Source organism: Nocardia sp. NPDC056611 (assembly GCF_042792755.1).
Taxonomy (GTDB): Bacteria; Actinomycetota; Actinomycetes; order Mycobacteriales; family Mycobacteriaceae; genus Nocardia.
The window spans coordinates 372,883-390,129 of record NZ_JBHTVV010000004.1 but is presented as its reverse complement, the minus strand read 5'-3'; the positions used below and the strand labels follow the sequence as shown (position 1 = coordinate 390,129).

Sequence of the window (17,247 nt, the reverse complement as noted above, 5' to 3'; positions counted from 1 at the left end):
CGAGTTAGCCAACCGCGTCAACCCCTGACTTCGTAGAGTTCGTCGATCTCCTTCGCGTACTTGGCGGCAATGGCCTTGCGCTTGAGCTTCATGGTCAGCGTGACCTCGTCGCCGCCCGCCTCCCAGAAGGTCGGCAGCACCACGAACCGCTTGATCTGCTCCACCCGCGAGAGGCGTTCGTTCCCGGCGGCCACCCCGGCCGTGATCGCCTCGAGCACCACCGGGTCGGCGAACCGTTCCCCGGTCTCCTCGTCGAGCACGATCAACGCCGTGTTGTACGGCCGCCCGTCACCGATCACCGCCATGGCCCCGATCAGCGGGGCGGCCGCCTTCACCGTGTTCTCGATGTGGGTGGGCGACATGTTCTTGCCGGCCGCGTTGATGATCAGTTCCTTCTTGCGATCCACGACCGTGAGGTAGCCGTCGCTGTCGACGGTGATGATGTCGCCGGTGGACAGCCAGCCCTCCGCGTCGATCGCCTCCGCCGTCTGCTCGGGCAGCCCGCGATACCCCTTCATCACCAGCGGTCCGCGCACCTGGAGCTCACCGTCGGCGGTGTGGCGGGCCGCCATGCCGGGCAACAGCTGTCCGACCGTGCCGAGTTTCGCGTCGTCCGGATGGGAGACGCTGCAGATGCACGACAGCTCCGACATGCCCCAGATCTCGGCGATCGGAATGCCCAGTCCGGCAAAGAATCCCAGGGTCCGCGGGGGAATCGGGGCGGCTCCGGACAGCGCCCATCGCAGCCGGTCGAAGCCCATTGCGGCCCGCAAATGCCGCAACACCATGTCGTCGGCGCGCTTCCAATCCGCCGCCACATCCTCGGGCACCGCTTCACCGGCCAGCTGGTAGCCGCTGCGGGTGGCCGCCACCGACAGCGCCCACTCCATCGCCGATCGCCGGTCGACATCCGGTTCACCGGCGACCTTGGATTCGATTGCCGCCTTCAGCTTCTCCCACACCCGGGGCACCGCACCCCACACGGTCGGCTTCAGATCGACCAGCGCGGGCGCGATCTGCTTGGCGTCGCTGACGCAGGTGACCTGGGTGCCGAGCACTTCCTGCACGTACAGCGCGGTGAGCCGGTCGGCGATGTGCGCGGTCGGCATGAACGAGGTGATGGTGTCACCGAATACGAATCCCAGCACCTCGGCGATCCCGCGCACCTGGAACAGCAGATTGGCGTGCGTGGTCTCCACGCCCTTGGGATCGCCGGTGGTCCCGGATGTGTAGATCAGGGTGGCGATGTCCTCGGGCCGGACGGCCCGCCACGCGGCCTCGAAGTCGAAATCGGTTGCCCCGGACGCGATCAGCTCGGCGACCGTCATGGTCCCCTCGGGCGCGTCGTCCACGCAGATGATCCGATCGAGGTGCACCCCGCAGCTCCGCAACCGCTCCACATAGTGCGACTCGCACATCACGATTCGCGCTCCCGCGTTCCCGAGCACGTACGCCAGCTGCTCGGCGGGCAGCGTGTTGTACACCGAGAACGAGGTCGCTCCCAGATGCTGCGCACCGACCTCGAGAGGATAGAACTCGATCCGGTTGCCCATCATCAGCGCCACGGTGTCCCCGCGCGTGACGCCGATGGCGGCGAGCCCGGCGGCGACCTCCCGCACCTGGCGGGCGTAGTCCCGCCAGGTCAGGGTCTGGGTGTCGCCGGGAGTACGGAGGGCGATCGCGTCGGGGTCGATGGCGGCGGTGTGCTGGAAGGCCGCGGGCAGGGTGTCGGTCATCGGCGGTCCTCGATCGCGTGAATGAGCTGGTGGACAGTGGGATTCGCGGCCAGTCGGCCGTCGAGCACGACATTGATCGTGCCGCGCAGCAGCGCGTAGGGCGTCCATCCGCGCGGTGCGATGGTGCGGGCGGCGCGGCGCGTGATGCCGTCGGCGATGGTGCGGGCGGCCTGGTCGGCGGTGATGCGCACGCTCAGCGGCCAGGGCAGCAAGGCGTCCAGGCGGCGGCCCAGGTCGTCGGCGTCGAGCATGTCGTGGGTCATGGCGGTCTCGACGATGCCGAAGTAGGCGACGCCGGCGGTGGCCCCGCTCGCGGCGAGCTCCACCCGCAGGGCGCGGCCCAGCTGCTCGACCGCGGCCTTGCTCATCATGTACGGCGATCCGCCCATGCCGGGGGCGAAGGCGGCGCAGGAGGACATCACGACGACGTGGCCGCGGGCGCGGACGATGTGGTCGAGGGCAGGGTGCACGGTATTGAAGACGCCGGTCAGGTTGATGTCGAGGACGCGGTCGAAGTCGCGCGGGTCCATGGTGCGCAGGGTGGCGGGCACCGGTGTCACGCCCGCGTTGGCGACGACCACGTCCAGGCCGCCGAACCGCTCGACCGCCTCGGCGATCACGGCCGCCATGCGCGCCCGATCGGTGACGTCGGCGGTGACGGCGTGGGCGCGTTCGCCGAGGTCGAGTGCGGTTCGCCGCGTGGCGGTTTCGTCGATATCGGCGACGATCACCCGTGCGCCGCGCCGGTGCATGATGGCGGCGAGGGCCCGGCCGATGCCCTGGCCCGCGCCCGTGATCAGGACGACCTTGCCGTCGATGTCGTACTCCATCAAGCGCTCACCTCGTACGCGTCGGAATCGAACTGCTGTGTGCGCCTGCGGTACTCGAAGCTCCAGCCCGGATACAGTCCGGCATTGCCGCCGTCCGGCGTCGTGTAGTACGTCTCGCAGCCGCCGGTGAGCCACACCGTCGCCGCGCTGCGCCGGTGCATCTCGGCCACGAACGCGTCCTGCTGCGTGGCAAGCACTTCCACCCGGCGCCCGCCGCGGTCGCGCACGGTGGTGAGGGCGTCGACGATGTAGGCGATCTGCGACTCGATCATGTAGACGGCCGACTGGTTGCCCGCCGCGCCGAACGGGCCGAGGGTGCAGAAGAAGTTGGGGAAGCCGGCGACGGCTGTCCCGAGGTAGGTGCGCGGCTGTTTGCGATACAGCTCGGCGATGCTGAGGCCGTCGCGGCCGGTGATGTGTTCGAAAGCGGCGGCGAGGGGTTCGAAGCCGGTGCCGAAAACGATGGTGTCGACTGGGATTTCGACGCCGGCGCGTGTCACTACCGAGCGCGGGCGGACTTCCGCGATACCGTCGGTGACGACCTCGACATTGTCCCGCTCCAGCGCGGGCAGATAGGCGTCGGAGAAGATCGCCCGCTTGCAGCCGATCATGTAGTCCGGGGTCAATTTCGCGCGCAGCTCCGGATCGCGGATCTGCCGGCGCAGCTGGATTCGCCCGAGCGTCTCGAACGGATGCCGGAATCGGTTGTCCACGAATCCGACCAGGCCGAAGCTCTCGATCAGCGCGTACCAGGTACCGCGAACCAAACGCTGCGTCAAGGGAATCCGGCGCAGCATGGCGCGTTCCATTCCGAGCGTCCGCCGGTCCATGCGCGGCACGATCCAGGGCGCGGAACGCTGGAACACGGTCAGCTGCGCGACTTTCGGCTGGATCTCGGGAATGAACTGCACCGCCGACGCGCCGGTCCCGATCACCGCGACCCGCTCCCCGGTCAGATCGTGGGTGTGGTCCCAGTGCAGGGAGTGAAATGCCGTGCCCTCGAAGGTGTCCAGCCCCGGCAGGTCCGGATACTTCGCCTCCGCGAAGATCCCGGCCGCGGCGATGAAGTAGTCCGCCGTGATCGGCCCCCGCGAGGTCTCGATCAGCCAGCGCGAACGCTCGTCATCCCACCGCGCGTCCAGCACCTCGGTGTCGAGCCGAATGTGCCGCACCACATCGTGTTCGGTGGCGACGGCCCGGATGTACTCCAGGATCTCCGGCTGCCGCCCATACGTGCGCGACCAGTCGGGATTCGGCGCGAACGAGTAGCTGTACAACTGCGACGGCACATCGCACGCGCACCCGGGATAGGTATTGGCCTGCCAGGTCCCGCCCAGATCCGCCGCGCGTTCCAGCAGCACCACATCCTCGAATCCGGCTTCCCGCAACTTGATCGCCAGTCCGATCCCGCCGAAGCCCGCGCCGAGAATGACGATGTTCCGGTGTTCGATGGAGTCGGTCATCGTCGGGCCTCCGCGGAAGCCGGCTGCGCCCGGCGGGCGATGCCCCGGGCAATCGTCTGGGTGACGTACCGCTGGAGTGGGCTCGCCGCGGTGAGCAGGGGGCGCAGCGCCGGGGTTCCTTCGAGGGCGAAGGTCCAGGTCAACCGCGTTCCCGTCGAGATGGGCTCGAGCTGAATGTCTTCGGCGAAGTGCTTCAGACCGGGGATCGACGCGGCATCGACCGTGAAGGTCATGCGCGAACCGGGCTCCCAGCGGTAGAACCGCTCCAGCAGACTGACGAAGCCGCCGAGCGTGACCACCCGGGTGGTCCCGGCCCGGAAGGGGCGGGGCGACATCCACTCGACCTCGGTGACCGCCACCGACCAGGAGGCCAGGGCGTCGTCGGCGATCAGCAGCTGCCAGACCGCCTGCGGGGTGCCGGGGAGATCGACCACGTGGACGTAGCGGTGGGCGGCGGTGGTCAGGAAGGTGTCATCGGTGGGCGTGAGCGGGAAGCGAGTGCGCATGAGACCGTTCGGCCTTTCATTGATCAGAGGTCGAGCACGAGCGGGCCGTCGACCGCGCGGGACACACACGTGAGCATGTGACCGGGTCGTTCGGCCTCGGTGAGCAGGCGGTCGCGATGGTCGACTGTGCCGGACAGCACGCGCGTCCGGCACGTGCCGCAGAAGCCCTGGCGGCAGGAGTAGGCGACGCCGGGCCGCACCCGGCGGATCGCGTCCAGCGCGGTTTCGGCGCTGCCGACCCGCACCTCGATGCCGCTGCGCGCCAAGGTCAGAGCGAACTCCCGGCCGTCGAGCACCGGTAGCGCGGAGAAGCGTTCGGTGTGCAGGGAGGCCGTCGGATTCACCGCGAACAGCGTGCGCTGCGCGGCCTCCAGGACCGGCGGCGGGCCGCAGACGTAGACCGCCGCGCCGGGCTCCGCGGTCCGCAGGATCGCCGGGATATCGGGCGCGCCGCACTCGTCATCGGGGCGGATGTCGGCGTCGCCGGGCAGTTCGTTCAGGAACGGCATGGTTTCGCGGGACCGCCCCAGATAGACGAGGTGGCCGCGGCTTCCGGCCGCGCGCACCATCGGCAGGATCGGCGTGATGCCGATTCCGGCGGCGAGGAAGAGAAAGTAGGGAGCGCGCTCGACGAACGTGAACGCGTTGCGGGGACCGCGAATTCGCACCGGGTCGCCGGGGCGCAGCGCGTGCATCTCCAATGATCCGCCGTCACCGTCGGGCAGCCGGCGCACCGCGATCCGATAGCAGTGCTGGTCGACGGGATCGCCGCACAGCGAGTACTGCCGCTGCCGCCCCGAGGGCAGGAAAACGTCCAGATGCGACCCGGGCCGCCACGCGGGCAACCGTTCGCGGCCGGGCCGCACCAGGGTCAGGCTCACCACATCCTCGGCCTCCACCTCCACGGTCTCGACGACGACAGCCATGTCGAAGCCGGTGTGGCGCACCGGGTGCGGCCGCGACAGCGCGGGAGTGGTGAACACCTTCTTGTACACGTCCACCGCCGCGCCCAGCGCCCGCAGGCCGAAGGTCGGCGCGGCCGTCATGCGCGGGCCGCCGGGGAGTGCGCCAGGTAGCGGAGCGCGTTGTCCATCGAACCCAGTTGGGAGGGATGGAATCTCCGGTCCAGGTAGCGCGGCATCTCGGTGACGAAGGTGGTGAAGTTCGGAATCACCTGCCGCCGGGTGGCGCTCACGAACTGCTTCAGCCAGAAGCGCCCCTTGTCCGGGCTCGGATCGCGGCGGTACAGGTACGCGGTCGACACCACGAACAGCGGCAGCAGCAGTCCGCTGGCCAGCAGCCCGGTGCGGACCCGCCGCCCGTATCCGCCGTCGACGTGCATGTACGCGTCGAACACCACGCTGCGGTGCTCGACCTCCTCGGCGCCGTGCCACCGGACCAGATCCAGCATGGTCGGATCCATTCCGGCGCGTTGCAGCGCGTCGGTTTCCAGCAGCCACTCGCCGATGACCGCGGTGAAATGCTCCATCCCCGCGAACAATCCGAGCCGCTCCTTGAGCCACTCCTGCTGCGCGCGCCCGGTGAGGCCGTGGTCGCCGAGCACCCGATCGGTGAGCCACGCGATCTTCGAGACATAGGACTCGACGTCGAGTCCGATCTCCTGCAGGTGTTTCCGCGCCCCTTCGTGGCTGCTCGCGTGCATCGACTCCTGTCCGACGAACCCCGCGACCTCTTCCCGCAACCGCTCGTCGTCGATCAATGGCAGCGCCTCGGCCAGGCAGGCCGCCATGGCCCGCTCCCCCTCCGGCAGCACCAGGTGCATGACATTCACGACGTGCGTGGCCAGCACCTCCCCGGGGATGTAGTGCATCGGCACCGACGTGAAGTCGAAATGCACGTCCCGAGCCTGAATCGCGTGGGCTTCGTCCTGATAGGAGCGCCTCGTCGCACTGTCCTCAGCCATGGCCCGACCGTAACAAAGCAACAAACACCATGGCAATGTTGCAGCCACAAATCACCGCAAATTGTTGCATCGCCGCACCCGGCTGTTAGCCTCGAACCGTGCCCCCGACAGCCGCCACCTCGAAGAATGCCCCCGGAACGGACACCATCGAGGACCGCATCCTCGACGCCGCCCTGGTGCAATTCGGCCGCGTCGGGGTCAAGAAGACGACGATCGAGGACGTGGCCCGCCAAGCCGAGGTCGACCGCGTCACCGTCTACCGCCGCATCGGCTCCCGGGACGAACTGGTCCGCGCCGTCACCGCCCGCGAGGTCCGCCGCCTCCTCGAAGACCTCGAGAGCATCCCGTCCCGCCACGAGACGTTCGCCGACACGGTCGCCGCCGTCTTCTCCACCGTCGTCACCCGCTGGCGCACCCACCCCCTGGTCGAGCGCCTCATGACCCTCGAACCCGAGCGCCTCCTCCCCCAATTCACCACCGACGGCGCCGCCCCCTTCGTCCTCGCCGTCGTCTCCGCCACCGATCTCCTCCGAAAAGTCCTGACCGACGACGCCCTACCCGAACCCCCGGACCTCTCCGCCCGCACCGAAGTCGTCTGCCGAATAGTCCACTCCCTGATCCTTCAGCCGACCGGCGGCATCGACCTCGATTCGGAGGCCGCTCTCACCGCCTTCGCAAAGACCTACCTGGTCCCGATCCTCATTCCCTAGGTCACGGCCGCGTTCGCCCCCGGCGAACGGTGGGGCGGAACAATCGGTATACCTCCAGGGTTGACTGGGTAACGCTCAACCTTGGAAGGGGTCGAAGACGTGACTACACCTCAGAACCTGCCGGTCCTGTTCCTGACCGATCCGATCGTGCTGCCCGGCATGGTCGTGCCGATCGAGCTGGACGAGTCGTCGCAGGCCGCCATCGATGCCGCCCGCGCGGGCAAGGTCAACCAGGTGTTGGTCGCGCCTCGCCTCGATGAGGGCTACGCCGCCTACGGCGTGGTGGCCACCATCGAACAGGTCGGCCGGATGCGCGGTGGCGCGCCCGCGGCGGTGTTGAAGGCGGAGAGCCGGGCCAAGATCGGGCACGGCGTGACCGGACCCGGCGCGGCGCTCTGGGTCGAGGCCGAGCCGGTCGAGATCCCGGCCGCCGACGGACGCACCAAAGACCTCGCGGCCGAATACAAGAAGCTGGTCGTGTCGGTCCTGCAGCGCCGCGAGGCGTGGCAGGTGATCGACGCGGTCAATCAGATGAACGATCCGTCCACGCTGGCCGACGCGGCCGGATGGGCCTCGTACCTGAGCAACGAGCAGAAGCGCGAGATCCTCGACACCCCGGATACCCAAGCGCGACTGCACAAGCTGATCGACTGGACCACCCAGCACATCGCCGAGACCGAGATCAGCGAGAAGATCAGCGAGGACGTCCGCGAGGGGATGGAGAAGACCCAGCGCGAATTCCTGCTGCGCCAGCAGCTCAACGCGATTCGCAAGGAGCTGGGCGAGGACGAGCCGGACGGCGCGGAGGACTACCGCACCCGCGTCGAGAACGCCGACCTGCCCGACGACATCCGCGAGGCCGCGCTGCGCGAGGTCGGACGGCTGGAACGCTCCAGTGATCAGAGCCCGGAGACGGGCTGGATCCGCACCTGGCTGGACACCGTGCTGGAACTGCCGTGGACGGTGAAAACCACCGACTCCGCTGATGTTTCGGCCGCCCGCGCGGTGCTGGACGCCGACCACCACGGCCTCGACGAGGTCAAGGACCGCATGGTCGAGTACCTGGCCGTGCGTTCCCGCCGGGCCGCCCGCGGCCTGGAGGTCGTCGGCGGACGCGGTTCCGGCGCGGTGCTGGTGCTGGTCGGTCCGCCCGGCGTCGGCAAGACCTCGCTGGGTGAGTCCGTGGCACGCGCGCTGGGCCGCAAGTTCGTTCGCGTCGCCCTGGGCGGCGTGCGCGACGAGGCCGAGATCCGCGGTCACCGGCGCACCTACGTCGGCGCGCTGCCCGGCCGCATCGTCCGCGCCATGAAGGAGGCGGGATCGATGAATCCCGTTGTCCTGCTGGACGAGATCGACAAGGTCGGCAGCGACTTCCGCGGCGATCCCGCGGCGGCCCTGCTGGAGGTGCTGGACCCGGCGCAGAACCACACGTTCCGCGACCACTACCTGGACCTGGATCTGGACCTGTCCGACGTGCTGTTCATCGCGACCGCGAACGTCCTCGAGACGATCCCGGGCCCGCTGCTGGACCGCATGGAACTGATCAGCGTCGACGGCTACACCGAGGCCGACAAGGTGGCCATCGCCCGCGACTTCCTGATCCCGCGGCAGCTGGAGCGCAACGCTCTGACCGCCGAGGAGGTCTCGATCACGGACGAGGCGCTGCGTGAGGTCGCCGCCAACTACACCCGGGAAGCCGGTGTGCGCCAGATGGAGCGGCTGATCGCGAAGGCGCTGCGCAAGGCGGCCACCAAGCTGTCGGAGTCCGCGGACATCTCGGACACCGAAAGCCTGGTCAGCAAGGGCGAATTCGTGCCGGAGGGCCTGGGCTACGACCAGGACCTGGGCTACGACACCGACGCGGCCGCGTCCGGCAAGCTGGTGATCGGACTGGGTGACCTGAAGGACTACCTGGGCCGTCCGCGCTTCACCCCCGACGGGGTGGAACGCACCGCGGTCCCCGGTGTCGCAACGGGTTTGGCCGTGACCGGCGCGGGCGGCGACGTCCTCTACATCGAGGCCAATGCCGCCGAGGGCGATCGCTCGCTGACCCTGACCGGTCAGCTGGGTGACGTCATGAAAGAGTCCGCGCAGATCGCCCTGACCTACGTCCGCTCCCACCTGGAGGAGATCGGCATCGAGCCGACGGTGCTGGATCGCAATATCCACATCCACTTCCCGGCGGGCGCGGTGCCCAAGGACGGACCGTCCGCGGGCGTCACCATGGTCACCGCCCTGGTGTCGCTGGCCCTGGGCCGCCAGGTCCGCGCGGATGTCGGCATGACCGGTGAGGTCACGCTGAACGGACGGGTGCTGCCGATCGGCGGCGTGAAGCAGAAGCTGCTCGCCGCCCAGCGCGCCGGCCTGAAGACCGTGTTCATCCCGGCCCGCAACGAGCCGGACCTGGACGAGGTCCCCGCCGAGGTGTTGGCCGCCCTGGATGTCCGCCCCGTCGCCGACGTGGCCGAGATCCTGGCCTACGCCATCGAGCCGGTCGCCGAACCGGCCTACGACGGGCGGCAGCTGAGCGCCACCGCCTGAGGTGACGGCAAGGGGCCGGGTGTCTTCTGTGAAGACACCCGGCCCCTGTGGTTTGCGAGTCGTACTCTCGGAGAAGACTTCCGACGGAGGACACAACGCCATGCAGCCTCATCAGCCCAGCCAGCCCGATCAGCTCGATCAGGTTGCGGGCGAGCGCCTCTCCCATGCGAACCGCATCTTCACCTCCGACCTGTCGGTCAACGAGTTCGCGTTGCTGCACGGCGCGGGCTTCGACCCCATCGACCTGGTGATGGGCGTGTCCGTCTATCACGTGGGCTTCCAGTTCACCGGCATCCGACAGCAGCAGGAGCTCCCGGTGCTGACCGAGGCCACCTACCGGGCCCGTTGGAATGCCATGTCCCGTATGCAGGCCGAGGCCGACGCGTTGAATGCCGACGGCGTGGTGGGTGTGCGCCTGGAGTGGCGTCAGCACGGCGAATCCCTCGAGCATCTGGAGTTCATCGCGGTCGGCACCGCGGTCCGATACGCGAAGGCGCCCGGCAGCTACAAACGCCCGAACGGCCAGGCCTTCACCAGCCACCTCTCCGGCCAGGACATGGGTGGCCGTGCAGAGCTTCCGCCAGATGCTCAGCCAGATGGGCCGCAATATGGAAATGCCCCAGTGGACCCAGGGCAATTACGGCGAGGGCGCTGGCCGAGATCGCCTCGTCCTACGGGCCCACCGCGTTGCCGCACCTGTCCGCCGCTCTCGACGTGCTGGCAGGCTGACTGCGGCAACCGGTGGGCAACGCTGGTTGTTTCACATGAAACGGTGCACCGCTGGTCAGAACTCCCCGGCCACGCCGAGAATCGTTCGGCCGGAGTGGGTTCCGTCGAGGATGGAGCGGAGGACGGATTCGGCTTCGGTGATGGGAGCGTAATTTTCCAGCAATGAGAGGTGGTGGGGTTTCAAGTCTTTGGCGAGGCGGGCCCACAGGTCGCGGCGCTGGGCGATCGGGAAGTGGGCCGAGTCGATGCCGAGGAGAGAGACGCCGCGCAGGATGAAGGGCATGACGGTGGTGGGGAGGTCGGATCCGCCGGTCAGGCCGGAAACGGCAACCGCGCCACCATATTTGACCGTGCTGAGGATGTGGGCCAGAGATTCGCCGCCCACGCTGTCGACGGCGGCGGCCCACTGGGCCTTGCCGAGGGCGCGGACCTTTTCCCCTTCGGCGGGGAGGCGGCCGATGACCGAGGACGCGCCGAGAGCGGAGAGGAGTTCGGTCGCACCGAGTTTGCCGGTGGAGGCGACGACCTCGAAGCCGAGGCCGGAGAGGATGTCGACGGCGACGGTGCCGACGCCGCCGGTGGCGCCGGTGACCAGGACCGGGCCGGAGTCGGGGGTGAGGCCGCGGTCGAGGAGGGCCTGCACGCTCATGGCGGCGGTATAGCCCGCGGTGCCGATGGCGGCGGCCTCGCGCGGGGTGAGGCCGTCCAGTTTCACCACCCAGCCGGCGGGGACGCGGGCGTATTCGGCGAAGCCGCCGTGGTGGGCGACGCCGATGTCGTAGCCGTGGGCGACCACCAGGTCGCCGGGCGCGAACTCCGGATCGGTGGAGCTGACCACCTCACCGGTGAGGTCGATGCCGGGGATGAGCGGGTACTGCCGCACCACGCCGCCGCGCGGGGTGATGGCCAGTCCGTCCTTGTAGTTGGCGCTCGAGAAGTGCACCTTGATCGTCACGTCACCCGGCATGAGGAAGTCGTCGGCGACTTCCTCCCGGATGAGGGCGATCCCGCTGTCCGATTCCTGTGCCACCATCGCCTGGAAACCCATGGTCCGAGCATAGGGGGCCGAGCTCCGGCCGGATCGGGGAAAACGGCCGGGCTCAGACGAATCCGGACGTCAGGCGTACTTCGGGGCGCGCTTCCCGGTGAAGGCGGCGATACCCTCCTGGCCGTCCGCGGACTCCGCGTTGCGGGTGATGAACGCCGCCTCGGTGTTGAGCTGCTCCTCCAGGTTGTGCTGTCCGGAGACCAGCAGCAGCTTCTTCACCGCCGCGTTCGATGCCTTGGGGCCGGCCGCGAACTCCTGGGCCAGCGTCTCGACCGCGTCGGCCAGCTCGTCGTCGGCGACGACGCGGTGCAGCAGACCCCACTCCAGGGCCTCGGCCGCGCGCAGGGTGCGGTTGGTGAGCATGAGCTCCTGGGTCTTGCGCAGGCCGATCAGACGCGGCAGGTAGTAGGACGCGCCGCCGTCCGGGCTCAGGCCGATCTTGGTGTACGCCATGGTGAAGGCCGCGGACTCGGCGGCCACCACCAGGTCACCGGCCACCGCGAGGCTCATGCCCGCACCCGCGGCGGTGCCGTTCACGCCCACGATGAGCAGCGCGTCCATCCGGGCCAGCGCCGACACCGCGCGGTGCAGGGTCCCGGCCAGCTTCTCGATGAACGCGCCGGTGTCGCCGCTGGCCGCCATGGCCCGCACGTCGCCGCCCGCGGAGAAGAAGCGCCCGGCCCCGGTCAGCACCACGACCTTCACCGCCGGATCCTCCGAGCAGTAGGTGGCCGCGCGCTCCAGCTCTTCGGCAAGCGCCTGATCGATGCCATTGGCGGCGTTCGGCCGGTTCAGCGTGATGCGGGCGATCGGGCCGTCGTGTTCGAACAGGATGTTCTCGTAGTTGTCGCTCATCGAGAGGATGCCTTCCGTCGGTAGACCTGATCACAGCATGGCGTACTCGACACGAACCCCGAGCAACCGGATCGGCCGATCCAGCTCGAACCCGTCCAGTACCTCCAACGCGGTCTGCGTGATCTCGTCCACGTCGGTGGTCGGCGCGGGCAGTTTCCGCTGCTTGCTGCGGGTGAAAAAGGTTTTGGTCCGCACCGTCACGCTCACCCGTCCGACGGCTCGCCCGGCCGCGACGGTCTCCTCCGCCACCTGGGTGGCCAGCCGCGCCACCGCGGCGTCGATCTCGTCGCGTTCGGTGAGGTCGCGCGGGAAGGTCTCGGAGCGGCTGTGCCCCACCGGTTCTCGCGGCTCGGCGATATCGGTGTCGCCCGCCCCGTGCCCGAGTACCCACAGGTAGGGCCCGGTATTGGGCCCGAACTCGGCCGCCAGTAAGCCCCGGTCGGCGGCGGCCAGATCGGCCACGGTCTCGATGCCCAACCCGCTCATGCGTTTCGCGATGCGCGCGCCGATCCCCCACAGCGCGGTGGTCGGGCGGTGGGACATCAACTCGACCCAGTTGGCGCTGGTCAGCCGGAAGATCCCGGTCCCCGCGTCCTGCTCCGGCGGCGGCTCGTCGGCCGCCGGCAGCGATTTCCCCACGGCCTTGGCGAACCCGGTGGCCAGTTTGGCCCGGGTCTTGTTGTCCCCGATGCCGACCGCGCAGGTCAGATCCAATTCCGCGATGGCGGACCGGATCTCGCGCGCCAGTTCCTCGGGATCCTCGGTGTCGACCGCGAGGAACGCCTCGTCGAAGCCGAGCACCTCCACCCGTCCGGGGAAGGTGCGCAGCAGCGCCATGATCTCCTCGGACGCCTCGGCGTAGGTGGCCAGATCCTGCGGCAGGAAGACCCCGTCCGGGCAGACCCGCGCGGCGATGCGCAGCGGCATGCCCGCGCGCACCCCGAACGCCCGCGCCGGATAGGAGGCGCAGGACACCACTTTGCGAGGTTCGGTGGGATCGCCGTGCCCGCCCACGATGACCGGCTGCCCGCGCAGCTCCGGGTGCCGCCGGAATTCGACCGCGGCCTGGAATTGGTCGAGGTCGACGTGCAGCAGCCAGCGCGTCATGCCGGCGGATCCTCCCGCAGTATTGAACCCGGACTCTCCGGGGCGAAACCGGCGTACTCCTCCGTCATACCGCATGGTCTTCCGAATTACCGGGATACCGGGTGCGGTCGGGCGGAGCGGCGCGCCCGGGTCAGCGGGAGCGGCGCAGCAGCCCGATGGGCGTGCGGTAGGCGTAGCGCGCCCTCACCGCACCCGAATCGGCCTCCCCGGTGACCCGGATCAGCGGGGCGCCCGGGAACCGCGGCAGCTTGACCCGATTGGCGACGGTGCCGTTGCCGGGCCGCACGCCGTCCGTGTCGACCCGCCAGCCGCGCGGCACGATCAGCACGATGGCGCCCGCACCGGCCGCGACCCGGATGTCGATCTCGCGCCGGGAGCACCGGGCCTGGGTGAAGTCCACTACCAGCTTGCCCGAAACGCATTCGGCGACCAGCTGTTTGGGGACCGTCCAGTCCTCGTCGGTGCGTTTGGTGCCGCTGGTCACCCGTAGTTCCAGGGGAGGCGCGTCCATCGAGGGCCGATATCGGCGTGCACCGAGCACGCCCTCGATATCGTCGACGCGGGTCGCGGCCGTCTGCCGCTGCTCCTTGGTACGGGTCACCGAAACTCCTCCCCCGGCATGTGAAACGATCATGTGGGTTATGCCATGGGAGCTCGAATTATGCCGCATAGCAGGGCATTTCGGGAGGTCGGAGCGGGTTCTGCGGCCACAACACGGTGTCGGTTCGGGCACGGCCAGATCACGATCGCGCCCGACCGACATGTCGTCCCGCGGCGTGGCGGGAGCCGGATCAGCGGCGGCCGACGAACACCGTGGTGGCCCCGAGGATGTAAATGTCCTCGCGCGCACCGATATACGTGTCGGCGTCTCGATCCAGCAGGGCGGCGATGGTGGCCCGGTCCGCCGCGTCGAGGCGTTCACCGACCCGCTCGCTCAATCCGGTCAGCCACGCCACCACACTGTCGCGCACGGCCGGTGCGGGCGGCGCGGGGTGATCGGTGAGCACGCTGAAGGAGGTGGCCTCGGCCAGCCCGGCCCGGGTCAGCGCCACATTCCAGCCGTAGGGCATGGAGACCGCGCCGGTGATGTCGGTGCGCATCTGCGCGAAGCCCGCGTCGCGCAGGCCCAGCAGCCGATCCTGCAGGCCGGGTGCGCCGATGCCGAGTTCCCACGGCAGGCACCGCACGCTCACCCCGCCCTCGGCCAGCGCCAGCCGCCCGCCGGGACGCAGCAGTCCGGCGAAGCGTGCCACGCCCGCCTGCTGATCGGGCAGGTGATGCACCATGCGGGAGGCCCAGACCAGGTCCGCCGCCGGGAGTCCCGCGCCGAAGTCCGCGGCCGCCGCATCGGCGGTCACCGTCTCGACGTGCACCCGGTCGTCGCCGTCCAGCGCGACTTTCACGGCCTGCTGGGCGACCTCGAGCAGTTCGGGCACGGCGTCGACGATCAGCAGCCGGCCGCCGCCGCGGGCGAGTAGTTCGCGCGCGAACGCCACGCTCTGACCACCCGCGCCCGCCCCGATGTCGAGCACGACCGCCTCGGTCCCGGCGGGAATCGATCCGACCAGTCGGCGCGCGATCTCGGCATTGGTGGCGGCCGACATGGCGTCGTCGCGCTGCAGGTCGGGAATCATGGTCGCCCAGTCGATTCCGTCGTGCGTGTGGCCGTGACCGTGCGCATGCCCGTGGCCGTGACCGTGGGAATGCTGGTGTCCGTGCGTGCCTGCCTGTTCGTGGGAGTGAGCGCTCATGCCCCGACGCTATCGGGGAGCGCCCACCCGCCTCGAATCCTTTTGCCGATCCGGCAATGGGTCGGTCCGATCAGGCCGACCCCGCCGAGCCGATCAGGCCGTCGCGGGCACGCTGGAATCGGCGAACTGGGTGCGATAGAGCTCGGTGTAGCGGCCGTCCGCGGCGAGCAGTTCGGTGTGGGTGCCGCGTTCCACGATCCGGCCGTGCTCGAGCACGACGATCTGGTCGGCATTGCGGATCGTCGACAGCCGGTGCGCGATGACCAGGGCGGTGCGGCCGTCGAGCGCCTCGGCCAGCGCTTCCTGCACGGCGGCCTCCGAGGTGGAGTCCAACGAGGCGGTGGCCTCGTCGAGGATCACCACGCGCGGCTGCTTGAGCAGCAGTCGTGCGATGGTGAGCCGCTGCCGTTCCCCGCCGGACAGGCGATAACCGCGTTCGCCGACCACGGTGTCCAGACCGTCGGGCAGCGATTCGATGAGGTCGCGCAGCCGGGCCCGCCGCAGCGCGTCCCAGAGGTCGTCCTCGGTGGCCTCGGGCCGCGCGAGCAGCAGGTTGGCCCGGATGCTGTCGTGGAACAGATGCCCGTCCTGGGTGACCAGGCCGACGGTGTCCTGGATGGACTGCCCGGTCAGCTCCCGCACATCCTTGCCGCCCAGCAGCACCGCGCCGGAGTCCACGTCGTAGAGCCGCGAAACCAATTGCGCGATGGTGGATTTCCCGGCCCCGGAGGAGCCGACCAGCGCCACCATCTGCCCGGGCTCGGCGCGCAGCGACACCGCGTGCAGCACCTCCTCACCGCCCCGGGTGTCCAGGGTGGCCACATCCTCGAGCGAGGCGAGCGACACCTTGTCCGCCGACGGGTAGCCGAAGCTGACGCCGTCCAGCTCGACCGCCACCGGACCCGGCGGCACCGGCCCGGCCAGCGGCGAATCCTCGATCAACGGCTTCAGATCGAGCACCTCGAAGACCCGCTCGAAGCTCACCAGCGCCGACATCACGTCCACCCGGGCGCTGGCCAGCGCGGTGAGCGGCGAGTACAGCCGGGTCAGCAGCAGCGAGAGCGCCACCACCGAGCCGGGTTCCATCTGTCCCTTCAGCGCGAGGTAGCCGCCGAGCCCGTAGACGAGGGCCAGCGCGAGCGCGGAGACCAGGGTGAGCGCGGTGACGAAGACCGTCTGCAGCATGGCGGTGCGCACCCCGATATCGCGCACCCGACCGGCCCGCAGCCCGAACTCCGCCGACTCCTGCCGCGGCCGCCCGAACAGTTTGACCAGGGTGGCGCCGGGCGCGGAGAAGCGTTCGGTCATCTGGGTGCTCATGGCCGCGTCGAGCCCGGCGGCCTCACGCTGGATCCCGGCCAGCCGTTCGCCCATGCGCCGCGCGGGCAGGACGAACACCGGCAGCAGCACCAGCGCGAGCAGGGTGATCTGCCAGGACAGCCGCAGCATCACGGCCATGGTCAGCGCGAGGGTCACCACATTGGTGACGACCCCGGACAGGGTGGTGCTGAAGGCCCGCTGCGCCCCGATGACGTCATTGTTCAACCGGCTCACCAGTGCGCCGGTCCGGGTACGCGTGAAGAAGGCGATCGGCATCTTCTGGACGTGGTCGAACACCGCGGTGCGCAGATCGAAGATGAGCCCTTCTCCGATGCGCGCCGACAGCCACCGGATCACCAGGCCCAGCCCGGCGTCCAGGACCGCGACCACCGCGATGATCACCGCCAGCACGATGACCGTCCGCGGCGCGCCGTGCGACACGATTGCGTCGACGACGCGTCCCGCCAGCACCGGCGTCGCCACCGCGAGTAGCGCGGAGACGATGCTGAAGATCAGGAATGACACCAGCTGCCGGTGATGCGGGCGCGCGAAAGCGAGAATCCGCTTCGCCGTCGCCATCCGCAGCGGCCGCTGCTCCGTGGGCGCGTGCATCTGCCGATAGAGCTGATTCCACGCCACCGATTCGATACTCATCCCCGCTCCTCACCTGTCCGGGGTACAGCAAACCCCGCACCACCGACACTAAGACCTCAACAAAGGTTGAGGG

General features: G+C 69.4%; 14 protein-coding genes and 1 pseudogene. 3 read left to right on the top strand and 12 right to left on the bottom strand.

Features of this window, described 5'->3' with window-relative positions; all coding sequences use genetic code 11:
- Positions 1-17: 17 nt before the first annotated feature.
- From fadD11 to ACFRAQ_RS23135, 6 genes are read right to left on the bottom strand one after another with little or no spacing between them, the layout of a single operon-like run.
- On the bottom strand, positions 18-1,736 hold the full coding sequence (gene fadD11 / locus ACFRAQ_RS23160) for a fatty acid--CoA ligase FadD11 (RefSeq protein ID WP_379102873.1): 1,719 nt from the start codon (positions 1,734-1,736) through the stop codon (positions 18-20).
- Complete coding sequence (locus ACFRAQ_RS23155; RefSeq protein ID WP_379102871.1) at positions 1,733-2,566, bottom strand: short-chain dehydrogenase/reductase; 834 nt, start codon at positions 2,564-2,566, stop codon at positions 1,733-1,735. Before ACFRAQ_RS23155 ends, fadD11 begins: the two co-directional genes overlap by 4 nt.
- Positions 2,566-4,029 (bottom strand): flavin-containing monooxygenase, encoded by a 1,464-nt coding sequence (locus ACFRAQ_RS23150; RefSeq protein ID WP_379102869.1) that lies wholly within the window; start codon positions 4,027-4,029, stop codon positions 2,566-2,568. The genes ACFRAQ_RS23155 and ACFRAQ_RS23150 overlap by 1 nt, the downstream gene beginning before the upstream one ends.
- Positions 4,026-4,535: an SRPBCC family protein gene (locus ACFRAQ_RS23145; protein WP_379102867.1), complete on the bottom strand. Its 510-nt coding sequence runs from the start codon at positions 4,533-4,535 to the stop codon at positions 4,026-4,028. Before ACFRAQ_RS23145 ends, ACFRAQ_RS23150 begins: the two co-directional genes overlap by 4 nt.
- 23 nt (positions 4,536-4,558) lie before the next feature.
- Positions 4,559-5,581, bottom strand: a complete 1,023-nt coding sequence (locus ACFRAQ_RS23140; RefSeq protein WP_379102865.1) for a PDR/VanB family oxidoreductase — start codon at positions 5,579-5,581, stop codon at positions 4,559-4,561.
- Positions 5,578-6,459, bottom strand: a complete 882-nt coding sequence (locus ACFRAQ_RS23135) for a metal-dependent hydrolase (RefSeq protein WP_379102863.1) — start codon at positions 6,457-6,459, stop codon at positions 5,578-5,580. The genes ACFRAQ_RS23140 and ACFRAQ_RS23135 overlap by 4 nt, the downstream gene beginning before the upstream one ends.
- 98 nt (positions 6,460-6,557) lie before the next feature.
- On the opposite strand from ACFRAQ_RS23135, the gene ACFRAQ_RS23130 reads away from it, so the two are divergent.
- From ACFRAQ_RS23130 to ACFRAQ_RS23120, 3 genes and pseudogenes are all read left to right on the top strand, one after another.
- A complete protein-coding gene (locus ACFRAQ_RS23130; protein WP_379102861.1) occupies positions 6,558-7,169 on the top strand; it encodes a TetR/AcrR family transcriptional regulator in 612 nt (203 codons plus the stop codon).
- Between the two features lie 159 nt (positions 7,170-7,328).
- The gene (lon, locus tag ACFRAQ_RS23125) at positions 7,329-9,710 is read left to right on the top strand and encodes an endopeptidase La (RefSeq protein ID WP_379103734.1); all 2,382 of its coding nucleotides are present in this window, start codon (positions 7,329-7,331) and stop codon (positions 9,708-9,710) included.
- A gap of 100 nt (positions 9,711-9,810) precedes the next feature.
- Positions 9,811-10,351 (top strand): annotated as a pseudogene (locus ACFRAQ_RS23120) (heavy metal-binding domain-containing protein); the annotation flags it as partial.
- 143 nt (positions 10,352-10,494) lie between these two features.
- Here ACFRAQ_RS23120 and ACFRAQ_RS23115 read toward each other — a convergent pair.
- The 6 genes from ACFRAQ_RS23115 to ACFRAQ_RS23090 form a co-directional block, all read right to left on the bottom strand.
- Complete coding sequence (locus tag ACFRAQ_RS23115) at positions 10,495-11,487, bottom strand: oxidoreductase (protein WP_379102859.1); 993 nt, start codon at positions 11,485-11,487, stop codon at positions 10,495-10,497.
- A 69-nt stretch (positions 11,488-11,556) separates the two neighbouring features.
- On the bottom strand, positions 11,557-12,342 hold the full coding sequence (locus ACFRAQ_RS23110; protein ID WP_379102856.1) for an enoyl-CoA hydratase/isomerase family protein: 786 nt from the start codon (positions 12,340-12,342) through the stop codon (positions 11,557-11,559).
- A 30-nt stretch (positions 12,343-12,372) separates the two neighbouring features.
- A complete protein-coding gene (locus ACFRAQ_RS23105) occupies positions 12,373-13,449 on the bottom strand; it encodes a DNA polymerase IV (protein ID WP_379102854.1) in 1,077 nt (358 codons plus the stop codon).
- A gap of 130 nt (positions 13,450-13,579) precedes the next feature.
- Positions 13,580-14,050 (bottom strand): hypothetical protein, encoded by a 471-nt coding sequence (locus ACFRAQ_RS23100; RefSeq protein ID WP_379102852.1) that lies wholly within the window; start codon positions 14,048-14,050, stop codon positions 13,580-13,582.
- Positions 14,051-14,240: 190 nt separating this feature from the next.
- Positions 14,241-15,200, bottom strand: coding sequence for a class I SAM-dependent methyltransferase (locus ACFRAQ_RS23095; RefSeq protein WP_379102850.1), 960 nt, complete (start codon positions 15,198-15,200; stop codon positions 14,241-14,243).
- Between the two features lie 93 nt (positions 15,201-15,293).
- Positions 15,294-17,174: an ABC transporter ATP-binding protein gene (locus tag ACFRAQ_RS23090; protein ID WP_379102848.1), complete on the bottom strand. Its 1,881-nt coding sequence runs from the start codon at positions 17,172-17,174 to the stop codon at positions 15,294-15,296.
- Positions 17,175-17,247 lie beyond the last annotated feature (73 nt).